Origin of the sequence: Allobosea sp. Root381 (assembly GCF_001429395.1) — a bacterium.
GTDB lineage: Bacteria > Pseudomonadota > Alphaproteobacteria > Rhizobiales > Beijerinckiaceae > Allobosea.
In genome coordinates this window covers 1-15,168 of record NZ_LMJT01000030.1, presented here as the reverse complement: position 1 = coordinate 15,168, position 15,168 = coordinate 1, and the positions used below count along the sequence as shown (strand labels likewise).

Annotated in this window: 19 protein-coding genes and 2 pseudogenes; 10 read left to right on the top strand and 11 right to left on the bottom strand. The window is 61.4% G+C overall.

The window, feature by feature from the left end:
- Positions 1-165: 165 nt before the first annotated feature.
- Positions 166-393: a hypothetical protein gene (locus ASE63_RS19650; RefSeq protein ID WP_056805270.1), complete on the top strand. Its 228-nt coding sequence runs from the start codon at positions 166-168 to the stop codon at positions 391-393.
- A 115-nt stretch (positions 394-508) separates the two neighbouring features.
- Here ASE63_RS19650 and ASE63_RS19645 read toward each other — a convergent pair whose 3' ends face one another.
- Positions 509-838, bottom strand: coding sequence for a DUF6538 domain-containing protein (locus tag ASE63_RS19645; RefSeq protein WP_056805267.1), 330 nt, complete (start codon positions 836-838; stop codon positions 509-511).
- Positions 839-1,076: 238 nt separating this feature from the next.
- On the opposite strand from ASE63_RS19645, the gene ASE63_RS19640 reads away from it, so the two are divergent.
- Positions 1,077-2,093, top strand: coding sequence for a hypothetical protein (locus ASE63_RS19640; RefSeq protein WP_056805262.1), 1,017 nt, complete (start codon positions 1,077-1,079; stop codon positions 2,091-2,093).
- A gap of 260 nt (positions 2,094-2,353) precedes the next feature.
- Here the strand turns inward: ASE63_RS19640 and ASE63_RS27510 are convergent, their stop codons facing one another.
- Positions 2,354-2,647 (bottom strand): hypothetical protein, encoded by a 294-nt coding sequence (locus ASE63_RS27510; protein WP_156410493.1) that lies wholly within the window; start codon positions 2,645-2,647, stop codon positions 2,354-2,356.
- Between the two features lie 305 nt (positions 2,648-2,952).
- Between ASE63_RS27510 and ASE63_RS19635 the strand changes: the two genes are divergently transcribed.
- Entirely contained in the window at positions 2,953-3,510 is a 558-nt protein-coding gene (locus tag ASE63_RS19635) for a recombinase family protein (RefSeq protein ID WP_056805259.1), read from the top strand.
- Between the two features lie 60 nt (positions 3,511-3,570).
- On the top strand, positions 3,571-4,407 hold the full coding sequence (locus ASE63_RS27505) for a DUF3427 domain-containing protein (protein ID WP_156410492.1): 837 nt from the start codon (positions 3,571-3,573) through the stop codon (positions 4,405-4,407).
- Between the two features lie 166 nt (positions 4,408-4,573).
- Here ASE63_RS27505 and ASE63_RS19630 read toward each other — a convergent pair whose 3' ends face one another.
- On the bottom strand, positions 4,574-5,071 hold the full coding sequence (locus tag ASE63_RS19630) for a hypothetical protein (RefSeq protein WP_156410491.1): 498 nt from the start codon (positions 5,069-5,071) through the stop codon (positions 4,574-4,576).
- 565 nt (positions 5,072-5,636) lie between these two features.
- Here ASE63_RS19630 and ASE63_RS19620 point away from each other — a divergent pair.
- Positions 5,637-6,020 carry a hypothetical protein gene (locus ASE63_RS19620; protein ID WP_156410490.1) on the top strand — a complete coding sequence of 128 codons (384 nt, stop codon included), beginning with the start codon at positions 5,637-5,639 and terminating at the stop codon, positions 6,018-6,020.
- A gap of 114 nt (positions 6,021-6,134) precedes the next feature.
- Here the strand turns inward: ASE63_RS19620 and ASE63_RS28555 are convergent, their stop codons facing one another.
- The gene (locus ASE63_RS28555; RefSeq protein WP_244491475.1) at positions 6,135-6,785 is read right to left on the bottom strand and encodes a hypothetical protein; all 651 of its coding nucleotides are present in this window, start codon (positions 6,783-6,785) and stop codon (positions 6,135-6,137) included.
- A gap of 351 nt (positions 6,786-7,136) precedes the next feature.
- Here ASE63_RS28555 and ASE63_RS19610 point away from each other — a divergent pair, with 351 nt between their 5' ends.
- Both ASE63_RS19610 and ASE63_RS19600 read left to right on the top strand, forming a co-directional pair.
- Positions 7,137-7,433 (top strand): hypothetical protein, encoded by a 297-nt coding sequence (locus ASE63_RS19610; protein WP_056805244.1) that lies wholly within the window; start codon positions 7,137-7,139, stop codon positions 7,431-7,433.
- A 428-nt stretch (positions 7,434-7,861) separates the two neighbouring features.
- Positions 7,862-8,605 carry a hypothetical protein gene (locus ASE63_RS19600; protein ID WP_056805238.1) on the top strand — a complete coding sequence of 248 codons (744 nt, stop codon included), beginning with the start codon at positions 7,862-7,864 and terminating at the stop codon, positions 8,603-8,605.
- A gap of 53 nt (positions 8,606-8,658) precedes the next feature.
- On the opposite strand, the gene ASE63_RS28125 is transcribed toward ASE63_RS19600, so the two are convergent.
- Positions 8,659-8,868, bottom strand: a complete 210-nt coding sequence (locus ASE63_RS28125) for a hypothetical protein (RefSeq protein WP_244491474.1) — start codon at positions 8,866-8,868, stop codon at positions 8,659-8,661.
- Between the two features lie 655 nt (positions 8,869-9,523).
- Here ASE63_RS28125 and ASE63_RS19595 point away from each other — a divergent pair.
- Positions 9,524-9,787 carry a hypothetical protein gene (locus tag ASE63_RS19595; RefSeq protein ID WP_156410489.1) on the top strand — a complete coding sequence of 88 codons (264 nt, stop codon included), beginning with the start codon at positions 9,524-9,526 and terminating at the stop codon, positions 9,785-9,787.
- A 265-nt stretch (positions 9,788-10,052) separates the two neighbouring features.
- Positions 10,053-10,562 (top strand): hypothetical protein, encoded by a 510-nt coding sequence (locus ASE63_RS19590; protein ID WP_156410488.1) that lies wholly within the window; start codon positions 10,053-10,055, stop codon positions 10,560-10,562.
- Between the two features lie 75 nt (positions 10,563-10,637).
- Here the strand turns inward: ASE63_RS19590 and ASE63_RS19585 are convergent, their stop codons facing one another.
- From ASE63_RS19585 to ASE63_RS28550, 3 genes and pseudogenes are all read right to left on the bottom strand, one after another.
- Entirely contained in the window at positions 10,638-10,967 is a 330-nt protein-coding gene (locus tag ASE63_RS19585; protein ID WP_244491472.1) for a hypothetical protein, read from the bottom strand.
- 171 nt (positions 10,968-11,138) lie between these two features.
- Positions 11,139-12,722: a tyrosine-type recombinase/integrase gene (locus ASE63_RS19580; protein ID WP_244491470.1), complete on the bottom strand. Its 1,584-nt coding sequence runs from the start codon at positions 12,720-12,722 to the stop codon at positions 11,139-11,141.
- A gap of 295 nt (positions 12,723-13,017) precedes the next feature.
- Positions 13,018-13,227 (bottom strand): annotated as a pseudogene (locus ASE63_RS28550) (hypothetical protein); the annotation flags it as partial.
- A gap of 191 nt (positions 13,228-13,418) precedes the next feature.
- On the opposite strand from ASE63_RS28550, the pseudogene ASE63_RS28545 reads away from it, so the two are divergent.
- A pseudogene (locus ASE63_RS28545) lies at positions 13,419-13,544 on the top strand (oxidoreductase); the annotation flags it as partial.
- A 57-nt stretch (positions 13,545-13,601) separates the two neighbouring features.
- On the opposite strand, the gene ASE63_RS19575 reads toward ASE63_RS28545, so the two are convergent.
- From ASE63_RS19575 to ASE63_RS26925, 3 genes are read right to left on the bottom strand one after another with little or no spacing between them, the layout of a single operon-like run.
- Positions 13,602-14,186, bottom strand: coding sequence for a DNA-3-methyladenine glycosylase (locus ASE63_RS19575; RefSeq protein WP_244491469.1), 585 nt, complete (start codon positions 14,184-14,186; stop codon positions 13,602-13,604).
- A 54-nt stretch (positions 14,187-14,240) separates the two neighbouring features.
- Positions 14,241-14,432 (bottom strand): DUF2256 domain-containing protein, encoded by a 192-nt coding sequence (locus tag ASE63_RS26930; protein ID WP_082610138.1) that lies wholly within the window; start codon positions 14,430-14,432, stop codon positions 14,241-14,243.
- A complete protein-coding gene (locus ASE63_RS26925) occupies positions 14,420-14,692 on the bottom strand; it encodes a DUF3072 domain-containing protein (protein WP_082610137.1) in 273 nt (90 codons plus the stop codon). Before ASE63_RS26925 ends, ASE63_RS26930 begins: the two co-directional genes overlap by 13 nt.
- Positions 14,693-15,168 lie beyond the last annotated feature (476 nt).

Below are 15,168 nucleotides of genomic sequence, written 5' to 3'. Positions count from 1 at the left end.
CCTGCCGCAGCTTCGCGACGATCTCTTCAGGCTTGTGCTTCTTCTGCGGCATCGCGGGCATCCTCCAAAGGCTCAAAAAGCCTACTTCAGGGAGGGCCACTTTTCAGGGGGCAGGCCAGTGCCCCCAAGCACTCTGAACGATCTTGACGCGGCGGGCGGTCGCACATGCCTCGCACGAGCCTCGCCCATCGCGTTCGTCATAGGGTCGATCCTGGCAAGTTCGTCGGCGATGCGCGCCAGCGATTTTTCATCGACCTGCATCTGATCGTGGGCGACCGGTTGGTACGCCTCCTCGCCGAAAGCCGCGTGGACGAGTTGCTGGCGTCTCGAGATGCCATCGCCGTTACGAAGCGCATCAGTATGCCGCGCCTGGGGATCCTGCATTTCGGTTGATGCCAGCCGCTCGGCTACTTTGGGATCATCAAGCCCTGGTCGAGATGCCAATGCGCGGTGTCGCTGTACTCCTGGGCGAAGACCGCGATGAGGTCATTAAAAATCGAAGTCGGCATCAAGCCGGTCGGCCGCGTTGCGGTCGGTCTCTCCCGCCAGCGCTCCCCACCTCGATCAGCGTCGGGGCGTGGACGGAAGTGCGAAGCGAGTCCCAATAAGCCGCCAGCCGGCCGAGAGCAGCCTGGAAGCGGTCCTTGGCCTCTCGCGCGCTGTTGGTGCGCAGGGAGACGTAGACCTTGTCGGACACGGTGACAGTGACCGTTTCGCCTGCGATCGGCAGGGTCACGACGCGGCTGCGTGCGACCTCGCGCAGCTCGTTCGGCACCCGAACATTGAGGTAGTAGGGTCCCGACTTGGTAGCGAAGGGACGGGGCATCGCAAGGGCCATGTATGAAACCGCTCTGTGAAAGCGGCTGCTCGATAAGCCCTTACAAAACCGTAACTCTTTCTCCTGCTGAGGAAAAAGAGTGGTGCCCAGGAGAGGACCGGGTCAAGCCCGATCCATGGCGCTGATAAATAAGGATTTATTGCCTCAATTTATGATGGATGTTTACCAGCCCTGTTGAACAGTAGCAAGTCGAGCGGAGACGCGCTTGTATGTTTCATGGATTGGTCTCGGGGGGAGTATGGCAGTCGCACCGGCATGGATCGAGGATGGAGAAAAATTCGCCCTCATAGGGCTTTCGGTTCCTACCGAGACCGCCCTGAGCAGCCGCGTGATTTCGGGCGGCTTGGAGTTCCTCACCAGCGGCGACTTCGACATGCCCGGCGAATGGCGGGAATGGCTTGGCACGATACGGGTCGAACAGGTGGAGGAGAGCAAACTCTACCTGCTCGCCAAAATGCGGACGGATGTGCCCGAGGTTTTAGACGCCGAGAACCAGAAGCTGACCCGACAGGTTTCCGACTGGTTCAACGGGCTCATGCTCACGATGAGGTTTTGGCAGCAAGCCGACCCGTTCTTGGTTTCGGGAAGTCGATTTCAAGGCAAAGTCGATGTGAGGAGTTTCCACGGCCTGAAAGCACCTCAGCGGAGCATTGTGGACGTTGCGCCTACCATAGCGGAAGAGCAGCTTCTAACGGGGGCGCAGATAGGCGCGACGTTTGCCGCCTTTGATGGTCCGTGGCGATCCGAACATTGGCGCTTGCTACGCTGCGTTTCTATCTACCAGCAAGCCCGTCGTGATCAAGATTTCATCAACAGGTTGCACCAATTCACGCGATGCATTGAAGGGCTTATAGCCGCCGGAAAAGGAAAAACGACAAGTCAGTTCAAGAGCAGGACTGAGCTATTCGTCGGACCGAGACATCACGGCCTCATGGGTGAATTGTATGAGGCGAGAAGCGACTTTGAGCACCTCCACGAGAACAAGTATCTCGAGCAATTTGATCGAGCGACGCGCATTCGCCTAGCCGAGCTAGAGGCCGTTGCCGAATGGGTGGCCCGCTCTTGTCTTTTTCGTATTCTCGGGAAACCGGCCTTGCTCGCGCACTTTGGGAGCTTCCCGAACCTTGAACGCTTTTGGAGCATGGCCGCTGACGAGCAACGAAAGGCTTGGGGGCCCTGCGTTGACCCCTACGAACCTCTCCATAGGTTTCGGTTCGACTGGGTGAGCGACGACGAATTAGGTGCGCGTCGTTGATAGAAGAGGCCGGATATTCAGCGCAAAATCGCGAGGCCCCTATTCGGATAGGCGAGCCCGAATTTGCCCCCGTAGGGGCACCCTCAGCGCCACTAGCAGGCCACCATCGGCGGAGCATAACGGGGCACCCTGCCTGTCCCCCTCAATGGCGGATTGCCGGTGTGCGGGTCCGACCGTAGGGACCGTCCGTGACCGCCCCGGCTACTACCTACCAGATAGGGGAACGGCGGTTCCTGCTATATGGCCGCAAAGCCACCGCCTCACTTCACCGTGGTGCACGTCCCAGTTACGACCATCGACAAGCCAAAGGCGTAGAACGTCACCTGCGGGTTGCTGTTCCAAGCCCGCACTCGTAGCACATCGGTCGAAGCGGAGACCGCTGTAGCAAGAGGGGACGCTACAAAATCATACTCGCCCGAGCCCTTTTGAACAATGGCCAGTTGTTCGGGTTTAGCCGCGCCGCGCCGAAGAAGACCGGTCGCCGTATCAATCAAGAAATTCGACCAGTAGTCGGCCCAGAAATTGTTCTGGAATGGCCCCCATCGTGCCATCATCTTTGAATTGCAGAACCGATTTCGCAGAGCACCTGTACAGGGCGTCCGAGGCAAGCGCGGACGACGCGGCGAACATAAACGCCATAACTAACAATGCAGGGCGCACCAGTTCCTCCCGACCCGTTCCGCAATGACTGTTGGCGCACGCGGCGGAAATCGCAAGCGGGCAGGAGGGCGTCACTTCGGGGTACACACTGCGGTGACATCGGAATGTTACGTCCAGAGCGTCACATCAGGGTTGACATCGGCCATTTGTTACGTCAATCGTTTCGGGTCTAAACCCTGACGTTACACGAGGCCCTGCCATGACGAAGATCGGATACGCCCGCGTCTCGACTACGGACCAAGACTACGAGGGGCAGGTTGACCGGCTGAAGGCCGAAGGCTGCACCATCATCCGCAAGGAGAAAGTCAGCGCCGCAAGCCGTGATGGCCGTGACGAGTTGGCGGCAATTCTCGACTTCCTCCGCCCCGGCGACGAGCTGATGGTGACGCGGCTCGACAGGCTCGGCCGCTCGACACGGGACGTGCTCAACATCGTCCATGAGTGTGACTTGAAGGGGGCCTCGCTGACTGTTCTGGAGCCCCATGTGTCCACCCGAGGAGACACCGGCAGGATCGTGCTCACGGTCCTCGGCATGGTGGCGGAAATGGAGCGGGGCTTCATCAAAGCCCGCCAGCGCGACGGCATCGCCAAGGCGAAGGCCGCTGGGGTCTATATGGGCGGCAAGCGCAGGATCGACGCGGAGAAGGTGCGGGGCCTCAAAGCTGAGGGTAAGGGGCCAACAGAGATTGCGAAGTTGCTCAACGTGAGCAGGATGCAAATTCACCGGATACTCACGGCGGAACGCGCCGCTCAGTGATGCCCGGCTGATGACCCAGCCACTACAGTGTCATGTGACGAAGCAGCGAGAGCCAGCCTAATGCCGTCCCAATTCCACCTCGGCAAGACTTACACCCGAGAACAAGTTGCAACAGCCATAGGCATGCCGCCTGACCGGCAAAAAGGGAACTGGCTGACGGGCTATGACGAGTGGAACTCGGAGTTCTTCGTTTTTTGTAATGTCGGCACCGCCGGTCGAACGGGCCATGATTATGCCAACCGATGGGATGGAAAGTCACTCATATGGTTTGGCAAAGGCGGCACGCGACTGGGCCAAGCGACGATACAGGAGATGATATCCGGAGAGTTGCCGGTGCATGTTTTTTGGCGCGGCAAGGATAGGGCTGCCTTTACATACGCCGGCATTGCGGCTGCGGCTGATGTCCACGACCAAACACCTGTCGGAGTTGTTTGGGATTTCGGTAGCAATCAGCCGTTGATTGAAAGTGGTGCGCCATTAACGGGCAGACAGCGAGAATGGTCAGACTTCAGGCGCGGACCTCCGCCATCCCCGGGAAAACGTACGGTCGATGTTCGCGACAGCGAGACGACCCTCTACCTGATGCGGCTTGAAGGGAATTGCGAAAGCATCATGCCCTCACTACCCGCCGACCACGTCGTGATCAAAGTAGGCATAACGAATGCGCCTGATCGCCGGCTCGGGGAAATGAACCAGGGGTTTCCACCGGGGGCAGCCTTTGGCTGGCGACTTATCCGGCAGCGCCGGTTTCAAAATGGAATGGCATCGTTCGGGGCCGAGAGCGAGTGTCTGGAAGAACTGCGGCAAACGGGGCATTGGGTGGGCGGGGAGTTCGCGACAATGCCCAGCGCCGCGTTCAATGCATTTGTTGATCGCCATTGGCCTGAGCCGAGTTGAGGAACAGGAAGGTTTCCCACCGTGCGGTGTGGACCCTACAGGCTCTTCCCTGCTTCTTCGGTAGGGTAGGCAAGGGCAGAGCTGTAAAGCCGTCCATGCCAGAAGACGTGCAGGCCACCGAAGCGTCCCGTGAACCGCGACTGCGCGGGCCCTTCCCGACGAGCCATCAGCCCAATTCGTCGGCGGCCGCTGCCGTCAGCTCCGCTATGGCAACCTCAAACGCCTCCTTGGAGCGGTTGAAGTACGCGGTGTAGTCGGCTTCAGGTCCGAAAAGGAGCGGCTCCAACTCGACGTGCAGCGCATCGAACGTCGCAATGGCTGCCTTCGCCCGGCCGTTTAGCAGAAAGAGGTTCCTGCTTTTCACACTCCGCATCTTGCGGCGCTCGGCTTCAATCGTCTCAGTCAGAGCCGTGATCCTAGCCAGCCCAGCCTGCTCGTCGGTCCAGTCAATCTTGTTGATGATCTTTTGGATGTAGCGGTTCTCGTCGAAAGCCTCGATGAGGTTGGCGTAGGCTTCGCGCTTCAGGTCCCATAACCGCTCCCGCTTCTGTCGGCGGCCGTTGAAGTGGTTAGTCAGCCAAATACCGGCGAGCGTGCCGATGGTGCCCAGCGCGGCGACGGCGAACGTGATCCATTGTAGGGCGGGAGGCTGAGGGGCGCTCACTTCGCAGGCCCCCTGAGGCGGGACTTGGAGACAGCAGCGGCAATCAAAGCGGAGCGATACATACCCAGTCTCTTTCCGGAGCGAGAGCCCCCGCTGCGACAGTCCGCCGCACCGGCCAATAGTGCCGGAAATGGGCCTGTGCTGGAATGCCAATCCCGCCGCTTCCACAGCCCTTTAGCAAGCCGCTCAAACGGCACTGTTACAGATCTCGAACAGTGCCATTTCTGCAAGCTATTTCAATGACTTGATTGATGATTTCGGCTGTGGCGTCTTCTGTGCGTTGGGCGCTTCCGCCTGCCTCGTCACTGGAAACGATCATGCAAATCCTCTGCTCCGGCTTCCTTTCGCTGCCCCTCATCGGCTCCGCTCACGCCGCCCGTTGGGGGCACTCTCACGCCTTCCGCGTGTCCCTCGACCGCGCCTCTGGTGAAGCCACCGCATGGCTCGGCCGTTGGGAAGTTCACGCCAGCGGCATGCGCCCGGCTGGCATCGTCGCGGCCCTCCCGCTCCTGACCGCAGGGGCCATGCTCGCGGCCATTGCCGCTCTCCCGAAGGCGGCCCGAGCGTGATGCTCACGGCAACTCAGCGGGTGCGCTTGCTCAGCGTCATCGGCGTGGCATTGGTGCTCCCGGCTTGCTCGACCTCACAGGCCGTCGTGCCGCTCGCGACTGACACCATTCAGGTCACCGTTGCCGCGCACGGCGAATGCGATTTGGAGGCGGCCCGGAAGATTGCCGTCAAGCGGATCGCCGTCGAGACCGTCCGTCGTGGTTTCGACGCCTACACGATCACCGGCAGCAGCTCGCGGTCCTTCAATCCACAGCAGGAGTACACCGCCCGGCTGTCCAAGGCCGGCGAACGATCAACGGCATTAGATGCCCGCGCGATGCTCGGGACGGACTGGGCCAGGATCGTCGCGGCGCACGATGAACGAAGCTGCCGGGCCTGAGCGCGGCGGCCAAGAACGACACCTGAAAGCCCCCTCTGCGGGGCTTTTTCTTTGCGGGGCGGATCATCGGGCGTGTGGCGAGTGCCGTCGCGCGGTTAGCCCCCACCTCCACTTTCACCAGATAGAGGACCCACCAACACCATGCCGGAAAGCGCACTCACCAAGGCCATCGGTCTTGTCGAAGAACTTCGGAAAATCGACCCCGAGCTGCCGATGCAGGTAGCGCACGTGCTGCTTGTCATCGCGCGGTATCCCGGACTTTGCCAACGGGAGGTCGCCGCGCGGACGCAGATTGGCAAGTCCAGCGCCTCCCGCATCGTCGAAGGATTGTCCGGGCGCGGCCTCATCAGTGCAACAGAGGACAGCATAGACCGGCGTGTGAACGTCCTCATGCTGACCGATCAGGGGCACCGCGTCGTGCGGAGGATCGTCGCCGGGCTGTGAGGGAACGGCCCCCTTCGGATGCGAACCATCCGAACCACCGGGCGGACATCGAACGCCTTCTACCTCAACGAGGAACAGGCCCTTCTGGTCTGCCTCCTGTCCCGCACCGACAAGGCCAAGGCCGTCCGCGCCGCGTTCAAGGAAGCCTACATCGCCCGCTTCAATGAGATAGAAGTCGAGCTGAGGGCGAAAAATCATCAGAAGTGCAGTCACTGCACCGGACGCGACGAGTGCAGTAGAGCTGCACGGCGGGGTGTAACGGGTGCAGCGCCACTGCACTTCGATTACCCCCCACCACCAGCCATACTCCGGGGTGAACATCCTCTTATTATGTTACTGAGGGTTCCCTTTCAGGTGCCCGTATCGTGTTCACTTAGAGAGAACACCTCCACTACACCTTCCAAGAAACATTCTCAGTGAGGATGTTGATGGGGGATTGTCCGGCGGTCTTCCGCCTCAGGGACACCCCAGACACCCTTGTCCTTGCCTCCCATGCCGCCTCCCGGTCTGCGTGGTCTTGCCCCGCCGTGGGGCGAGTGACTGAACCGACATTCCGGCTTCGTCTTCCATCATCCGTTCGTAAGCGAACTCTTCCCAATCCAAAGAACCCCAATGAACCCCGTCCCCCTTCGTCCTCCCCGGCGCGGGGTCGATGACCGAGGTCGCCCCGTCGTGCGCGTCTCCCTCGCTTCGATCAACGCCCATGCCATCCTCGATGCCGACGACTTCGACGCCCTCATGGCTCGCGGCGTCAGCCCGAACTGGTCATTCAGCAAAAAGACCGTTCGTGCCGCATGCCCGCAGCTCAACACGCAGCGCGTCGCCCGGCTCATCGTGAACGCCCCCGAGGGACACGCCGTCCGTCACCGGAACCGCAACGGCCTCGATCTGCGCCGCGAGAACCTCTTCACGGTCCCCATCAAGCGCCACCCTGCGCCGACCCTCACGGGCCATCACCGGCCCCTGTAACCCTCCCGCCGAAAACGGCCGTTCCGTCCCCAGCCTTGGCATCCCCACCGCCGAGCCGATGACGGCCGTCCTTGGTCTCCACCGAACAGCAAGAAACCCCCATCCATGATTATCACCATCTCCCCAGCCGGGAGGGGGCGCTTTCGCTCCTATCTCGGCACCCGCCTTCTATGCACCTCACCGACCCCGTTCCTGTCCTCCGCCCGTGTCCTGCTACGGGAAGGCGTGGATCCCTCGACGCCCCTCGAAATGACCCGCGAGGGCAGCGATGCGGTTGACCTCAGAAGCACCGTAGGCGTCGCCGCCCGGTTCACCGTTTCCGAGAACGACCACGAGGGGCCGGTCTTCCGTGCCTACAAGGCATTCCCCGCCGACCTCCGCAGCAAGCCGCAGGAACTGTCCCCGTGTGCATAGCAGCGGCTGCGGCCGTGATCGGGACCGGCGCGAGCATCGCCGGCTCGATCATTGGCTATCAGGCTCAGAATAAAGCCGCATGGGAACAGCGGGCCTACAACGCTCAGGTTGAGGCCCAGCAGCTCAAATACCGCGCCGAAGTCATCAAGTACCAGAACGTGGTCTATCAGCAGGAAGTGGACCACGGCCACAAGGTACAGGATTGGAAAGAGGGCGAGTTTGCCCGGCAGGCGACCTTCCGCGACAACGCAGTCGAGAGCATCCAGAAGAACCTGTTCGCCCAGTACGCGACGCTTCTTCAGCGACAGGTCGAAGAGGGCATGGCCTACACCTTCGACACCGTCAGCACCCAGAAGGACGCCGCTGCACTGCGGGCCAAGGGCCAGGTTGCGGCCGACGCGAAGGGCATCGAAGGGTCCAGCATCGAGCAGCTCATTGACGACGTATCGCGACAGGAAGGGGACACCCTCACTGTCATGCAGATGAACCGTAGCGCCACGCAGCGCCAGTTTGCGCTAGAGGCTATGGGGCTCAAGGCGTCCGCCGATCAGCAGCTCTACAACCTACCGACCAACGTCTTTCAACCAGAAGCCGCGCTCAACCCGCCGCAGCCCATCAACCCGGTCAGTCCTGCCGCCCCGGTCGCCGGCCCGAACAAGGGCGCGGTTGTCGCCAACGTCATCGGCAGCGCGGTCACCGGCCTGTCCAACTATGCCTCGTGGTCCGGCAAGACCATGGCGGACGCCTTCAAGTTCTAAGCCCCGCCCCGCCTGACGAGGGACCTGCGCCACCGGCTCGTCGGGATCGGCAACTACACCCGCGCCCTGCGCCAGCCAGCCGCTATGGCCTCTGCTTCGGAACAGAACCACCGTTCGCCCCGCCAAGGTTTGATACTGGCTTCGCCATAATAGCGCTGACCCGGCAGGTGATAGATGCGCTCGCCGCTGCCGGTGCTGATGTTGCCGCGAATGGTGCAGTTGGGCGAGAGCGCCGATTGCAGGGGCGTCCTGTAAAGCGTCATTCCGGCTGCAAGCACGAGCGCGGCAATGAAGACGGCATTGCGGGGGCGGGCGATCCACCGCCGCCATACAGGCGCCCTGCGCCCCTGTCGAAACCGGCCTTGCCTCATCCCATCACCGTACCGTGCAGGCGTTAGAGCCCCGTTACGGCGATACCCGCAAATCAACCCAACCGCCCCGTCGTGCCTCAGTGCCGGCGGGGTCTCTTTTGTTAGCACCCAAGGAAACCCCACATGCCCTATGCAGACCCCCAGACCCGGCGCGACAGGCGCAGGGATTACATGCGCGAGCTGATGCGCGAGCTGATGCGCGAGAGACGAGCACGTGCCCGTGACCAAGGGGCCGTTAGCGCCCGTGTTAGCTCCGCCGCGACTGTTAGCTCCCGCCCCGCCGTTAGCACCCCCGAGCCCGTTAGCACCGCTGTTGGCTCCCGCCCGGCTGTTAGCTTCCCGTCCTCCTCCCGCCCACCGAACGGCCTTACTCCGCTGACGAAGGCGAGTGCGAAGAAAGTCTTCCGGCTTTTCACTGACGGTGTCACGGCAGCCGAACGCAACGCTGCACGGTTGAGGCTGCTGGAAACGGCCACGAAGACCGGGCTTTCTCCGGCGGACCTCATGGTCGCTATCGGTGCCCCTCGCGATGCACTGGACGTGCCCCATGCGTGACCCTTCACGGACCCTTCCGGTGGACATTCCGGCCGATGATGTCGCCGGCAGGCAGGCATTCATAGAGCAAGGCTTGGCGCACTACAGAGCCAAGCGAGAGGCCGGCTCACTGACGACCGAAGAGGCATTCTTGCTGCGCAGGATGGAAGCCTATGACGAGGCGCTGCGGGACGGCGTTGCGCTACAGGTGCGGCTCGACAGGCTGCTTGCGGAAATCGACCGGGACGAAAGGGGACAGGCCGGGAGGCTCCAATAAGAGCCCCCGACCGGTGCAGTAGACTGCACTTTAGGCCGCCCGCTCGTCGGGTTCATTCTTCGTCGCTGCCTTGATCGGCGAAGGGACGCGCCCGAGGTCTTTCAGCACCTCGTCGGGCATCCCCCGGAACCCATGGCCGTAACTCGTGCCGAGCGAGCTCGTTTCCTTATGTTCAGGACCTCTTATCTGGACGGCCCCGCTTCGTTCGAGGATGGTATCGCGCCCATGCCGGGGAGTGCCGGTCGAGCAATGGACTGGACGCGGCGTGAACCATCTAGAGCAGCTTGTATCAGAATGGCTTCAATACAACGGCTATTTTGTCCGCGTGTCCGTCCAAGTCGGCGCGAGACCGAGGGGCGGTTTCGAAGGCGAACTTGACGTGGTTGCTCTTAACCCAGTTACGCAACACCTGATGCATGTTGAGTGCTCGCTCGACGGGAACTCAACCGAGAAGCGCGAACAGCAGTTTTCCGGCAAATTCGAGCGGGGTCGGAAGTTCATCAAAGATGCATTCCGAGGTATCGAGCTACCAGAAAAACTGGAGCAGGTGCTGGTCTTACAGTTCGCAAGTGGGAATGTTCGGTCATTTGGCGGCGTACGCGTGGTCACCGTCCGGGAATTTGTGCACGAGATGTACGAGGGTCTGAGAGGCACATCACCGGCCAGAGGGGCGGTGCCGAGCAATCTGCCGCTTCTACGGACCATCCAACTTGCCGCTGATGCGGTACGCTACGCGCCGACTGATCACCGGATCATCAACCTCGCGCGAAAATGAAAGTGGAATAGTAGCCTTGCTGGCAAACAAGAGCCGGGGCGGTGTGATCGGCCCATTTTAGAGCCGAGTAACGGGCTACGGGCTGCCCAACCGATCCCATGCTTCTCGATATGCCTCCGTGGCATAAGCCTTGGGCTGGAGCCAGTACGACAGCTTCCCGGCCGCGTTGACGCCCTGATGAGCAGCAGCTTTCACCTCCTCCAGCGTGAGGACGTAACAGGTCGGCAAATCTGAGTTGGCATTGATCGTCACTACCCACCAATACGAGCGCAGGTTGTCGAGCGAGTTGCCAAGCGGGACCGGGACGCGCTTCGACAATGCCTTTGATTGGATAGGCAACACACGGGTCTCGTCGTCACTCGCTGCATAGAGGTCGGCACCCCGAGCATTGCGTACGGTCGGCATGACGTGCCAGCCGCGCCGAGAAAGCTCTCGCGCCACGTGGTAGAGGCCGGCGTTGCCTGTCAGTTGGTGTCGCACAGTCGGGGGCATCCAGCGCGGGCCGAGTTAAGGGCGGCCCACCGGCTCTAACAGGCGACACGCTGTGATGACCAGAGGGCCTAAGACGCCAGCCGGCTAAGTCTGTCTCGGGAACTTCGCTATGGCGAGTGCCAGTGTCTTGAGCGTCACCTCGCCATACGTCTCTGCGACCGTGCGGGCCCGCTGGCCTTGGATAGCGTCGAGCACCCGGTGGTCTATGCCCACCTCCATGCCGACTGTCTTGAACCGATGCCTCCATCCGTGGTTCGGAGCGACGCGAGGGTCTTTCACGGTTTCCCTCGCGGCTTCGATCAGGTCGTTTTTGCGCGACCGCCAAGGCCCGCGAATGGTGCCTCCGGGCTTCGGCGTGATGAAGAGGTATTCGTCCGTGCTGCTCTGTACGAAAGCCGGGAAGCCCTTCGCGACCAGATGCTCGTGCATCACGACATCCCGCGCCTCGTCTGTCTTCACGGTCCCGGCTTCCGGGGTGATGTGGATCACCCATAGATCGCCCTCCTTCCGCACATCCTGTTTACGGAGTTGGACCATCTCCCCGACGCGGGAGCCCGTATAGGCGCACAGCCACGGCACCCAGCGCTTGGCTGCGAAGGTCTTCGGGCGTTCCTTTCCCTGCTGGTGTGCGTCAGCGGCCTTCAATAGCGCCTTCGCTTCCTCTTCGGTGAAGCCCGGAGGCCGGGTCCGTCTCCGCTTGCCGAGCTTGATGGTGATGCCTTCGGCTGGATTGACGGGGAGGCGCTTATTGGTGACAGCCCAGCCGAACAGCGTCTTCAGCGCCGCAAGGTCGCTGTCCTTCACCGTCTTGGGCGAGATGGGCTTTCCGGTCCTTGGGCTGACGGAAGCCAGCCGATGGTCCTTGAAGCCAACGACATCCTCAGGCGTCACCCCTGTTGCATCGTTATGCCCGAGGAAGGCGACGAAGCTGTCTATCGTGTGGCTGTAGCTCTCGTAGGTGCTGAGCTTCCGGCCGGTGGCCTGCGCCTCCTTCCACCAGTCCGCAGGGATGCCCGTCAGGCTGGTCTTGCCACCGCCTGCCTTGGCTGCATGCTCGGCCTTCTGGGGCGCAGAGGCGGTAGTGGAGGGAGCCTGCCACGCCGGGAACTTCGCTGCGCCAGGATCGGGCGCATAATCGCCTTCGGCCCGCCGCTCCAGAACCAAGGCGACATCTCGCTTTACACGGGCGATGGCCTCCAGCAAGCGGGCTCGGCTATCTGCGTCGATGATGAGCGCCTTCGCGGCTATCAACTCGTCCGCGCCACGCCCAAAGGCCCGCTCCATTGCGACGGCCCGCTCGGGGTCCACAATCTCGCTTTGCGGTACGCCGTCCTCCAGTGGGACGCGGTAGCGGGTCGCTTCGTCAACCTCCACGGCAACGCGCTTCCACCTCTCGGGGGAGCCGGGTTCCGCCTCAAAGGCCCGCATGAAGGTCGCGTAGAGTTCCCCTGACAGGGCCGCAATCTGGTCCTGCCGCAGCCGGATAGGGCCATTGTCTCGCGCTTTGCGGACGCTTTCCCAGACGCTTTCCAGATAGGCTTGGGCGATGGCGTTGCGAGCCTTCACATCGGACGGATTGGCGGTCCCGAGGGAAAACCGAATGTCCTGCGCCTTCGCGGAAATGGCCTTCTCAATGACGCCGTTGCCCAACGGAATGCGCAGCGTCATGCCCACCACGCGAGACCTCACGTCCCGAGGAATGCGCTGGACAAACTGCTGATTGGAAGAGCCGGTACGCTTCACGGGACGAACGAGCCGAAAGAGCATTGTTGCTCACCGTTGTTGAACAGTCGGTGAGGCGTAAGCCCTTGTTATCAGCTAAGTCCTTGAGGTTGGTAGTCCTCAAGGAAGAGTGGTGCCCAGGAGAGGACTCGAACCTCCGGTAGAGCTACCCAAGTACTGATTTCTAAAGGCTTTTTCGGCTTCCGCAAAGGTTGCAGTGTGAAAGCGAAATGTGCATCATTTACTGTACTGAGAATAACCGGTTCATCGCCAAAATCCAGCCGATTCTGGCCGCCACGTTTGCCGTAATCTTGCGGCCATCAGCAGCGTTGAAACATCGGATCAGGAGCGAGTGCTGTCGTCTGAGAGACCGGCGCAACGTGATGCATGTGAGCTCCGACGGTCGTCCGAGGCGGAGTGCAAATCCCGGCCACAGGGCAGTGCCGTTAGAGCCTCATCGCAGGTTCGTCCGTAACCATGGACAAGGTGCTCCAGCGGGCGCCTGAAAACTGGTATATCGAGGCGCTCGAGGTCAAGACGCTTGGGCTCATCGAGGACATTATCTGACCCCATCTAGCCGCAGGCTCATATGAGAGATGATGCTGCCATGCATATCGACGACAAGCCGAATGTTAAGCAGCTGGCGAGGGTGACGTCGTCAGCGGTTTGAAGAACGAGCTCCGGTCGTCGTTGGCCAACGTCACCTCGGCCGAGATGCTCGCCAAGCAACACCGGACGATGGCAGAGCCAGGCTCGGCCGATCGTTGAAGACATCGCGTCGAGCTTCGGAACAATGCGCCCCGGAGGAGGGGCCGCACCCCTCCTTCACCGGAATGGCCGACTGAGGAATGCGGATCCGGCGAGACCAAATCTCCAAGGGACATCCGACGCTCGCGATATCCCGATGCGCCTACCGATCGAAATCTGAGCCGCGGTTGATGCTGACGACAACGAGAACGGCGGTCGCGTGAGGTCGTGGCCGTCACAGCTTCCGTCGATCCCCAAGGCTGCACAGAGGCGCCCGGGACCCGAGCAGAGCAGCCGCTCGGGGAGGTCCCCACGGCGGCATCTCATTTCCTCGATGCTGACAACCGGCTCAATCGCACGAATGAGGACGGCGGCACCCGGTGTAGAGCCGCAGACGACGTTCAGGCACCAATGAAGCCCGTAGGAGCGATAGACGTAAGCGTGCCCGGGCGGGCCGAACATGCTGCGGTTTCGTGCATTCGGGCCCCTCACGCTGTGCGACGCCGGATCCGCATGATCATAGGCCTCGGTTTCGACGATGAGCCCGCCCGCGCCCTTGAACAGCAGCGTCACGCCGATCAGGTCTCGCGCCACCCGCGCCACCGGCCGTCGATAGAAACTCGCGTCGAGTTCCGACATTCCCGTCATGTCGTGATCGGCCATGGATCGATCCTAGGGCGAACCATCAACGAGCAAAGCTTAGGATAGAGCCGGCAATCACGGAGCCTTAAGCCCCAGTTTCGGAGTGCGAGATGAACAGGTCTCGCGTCTCCGGCTTTCGCGGCATCGATCCGAGCAAGTCGCGATCGTCTCCCAGGCTCGTTCCCACTTCTTGCGCCAAGCGAACGGCCTCCCGCACACCGTGCAGATTCTAGTCGGGAGATCTGCCTTTCGCTTCATCTTTGGCATGCCGGACCCGTTTCGAGCGACTCGTGCAGCCCGGCTTTTAATGCATCGATGCGTCTCGATGCTTCGGCCTTTGAAAGTCTCTCGTCGAATTGTTCGGGCTGCTTCGTCTGCTCGGACAACGTTTTCAGATATGACGTCTGGGCGCCCGTCATGGGGTCACTGCCTGACACCCAGTCCTCAGCTGGCTTCTCCGTATTGTCGGCCGGATGAGGATCCAGTTTTGGATTATCGCTGTGGGTCTCGTGCTTCGATCGCATCATGGCTTGATCCTCAATGTTTCCTATTTGTTCTGTTAACTCGGTGGCGGGTTGTCGGTTCCAGTCTTGCGAGACTGTCCCGGTCGGGCGAGGGAAACGGTCTTTATTCTACGGCCTGTATGACGGGCCACTCGGCAGCGATCCTGATCCTGCAAGTCTAAGAGAGTAGCGCTCTAATCTCAGGAGGAACGGAACGCGCGAGGAAAGGCGACGCTGGCTTCGCATGACCGATATGGTTCGGGACCCTGACCGCTCCTCGGCGGTCGCAAAGCTGGAGCTACCGCAATTTCGCGACCGCTATGTCGTCGAGTTTCGCTCGGTCCCTGATAGATTCCTCGCTGCGCTGGCCTGCCCCCATCAGGTGGCCCGGTTTTAATCTAATGCATGGTGGGCTTGGCGGCCACGGTTGAGATGGCCCGCGAAGTGGGTTGGGTTTGTGCAGCCGGCCAGAGCACGGCGGGCGGTGCTGGCGGCTTGTA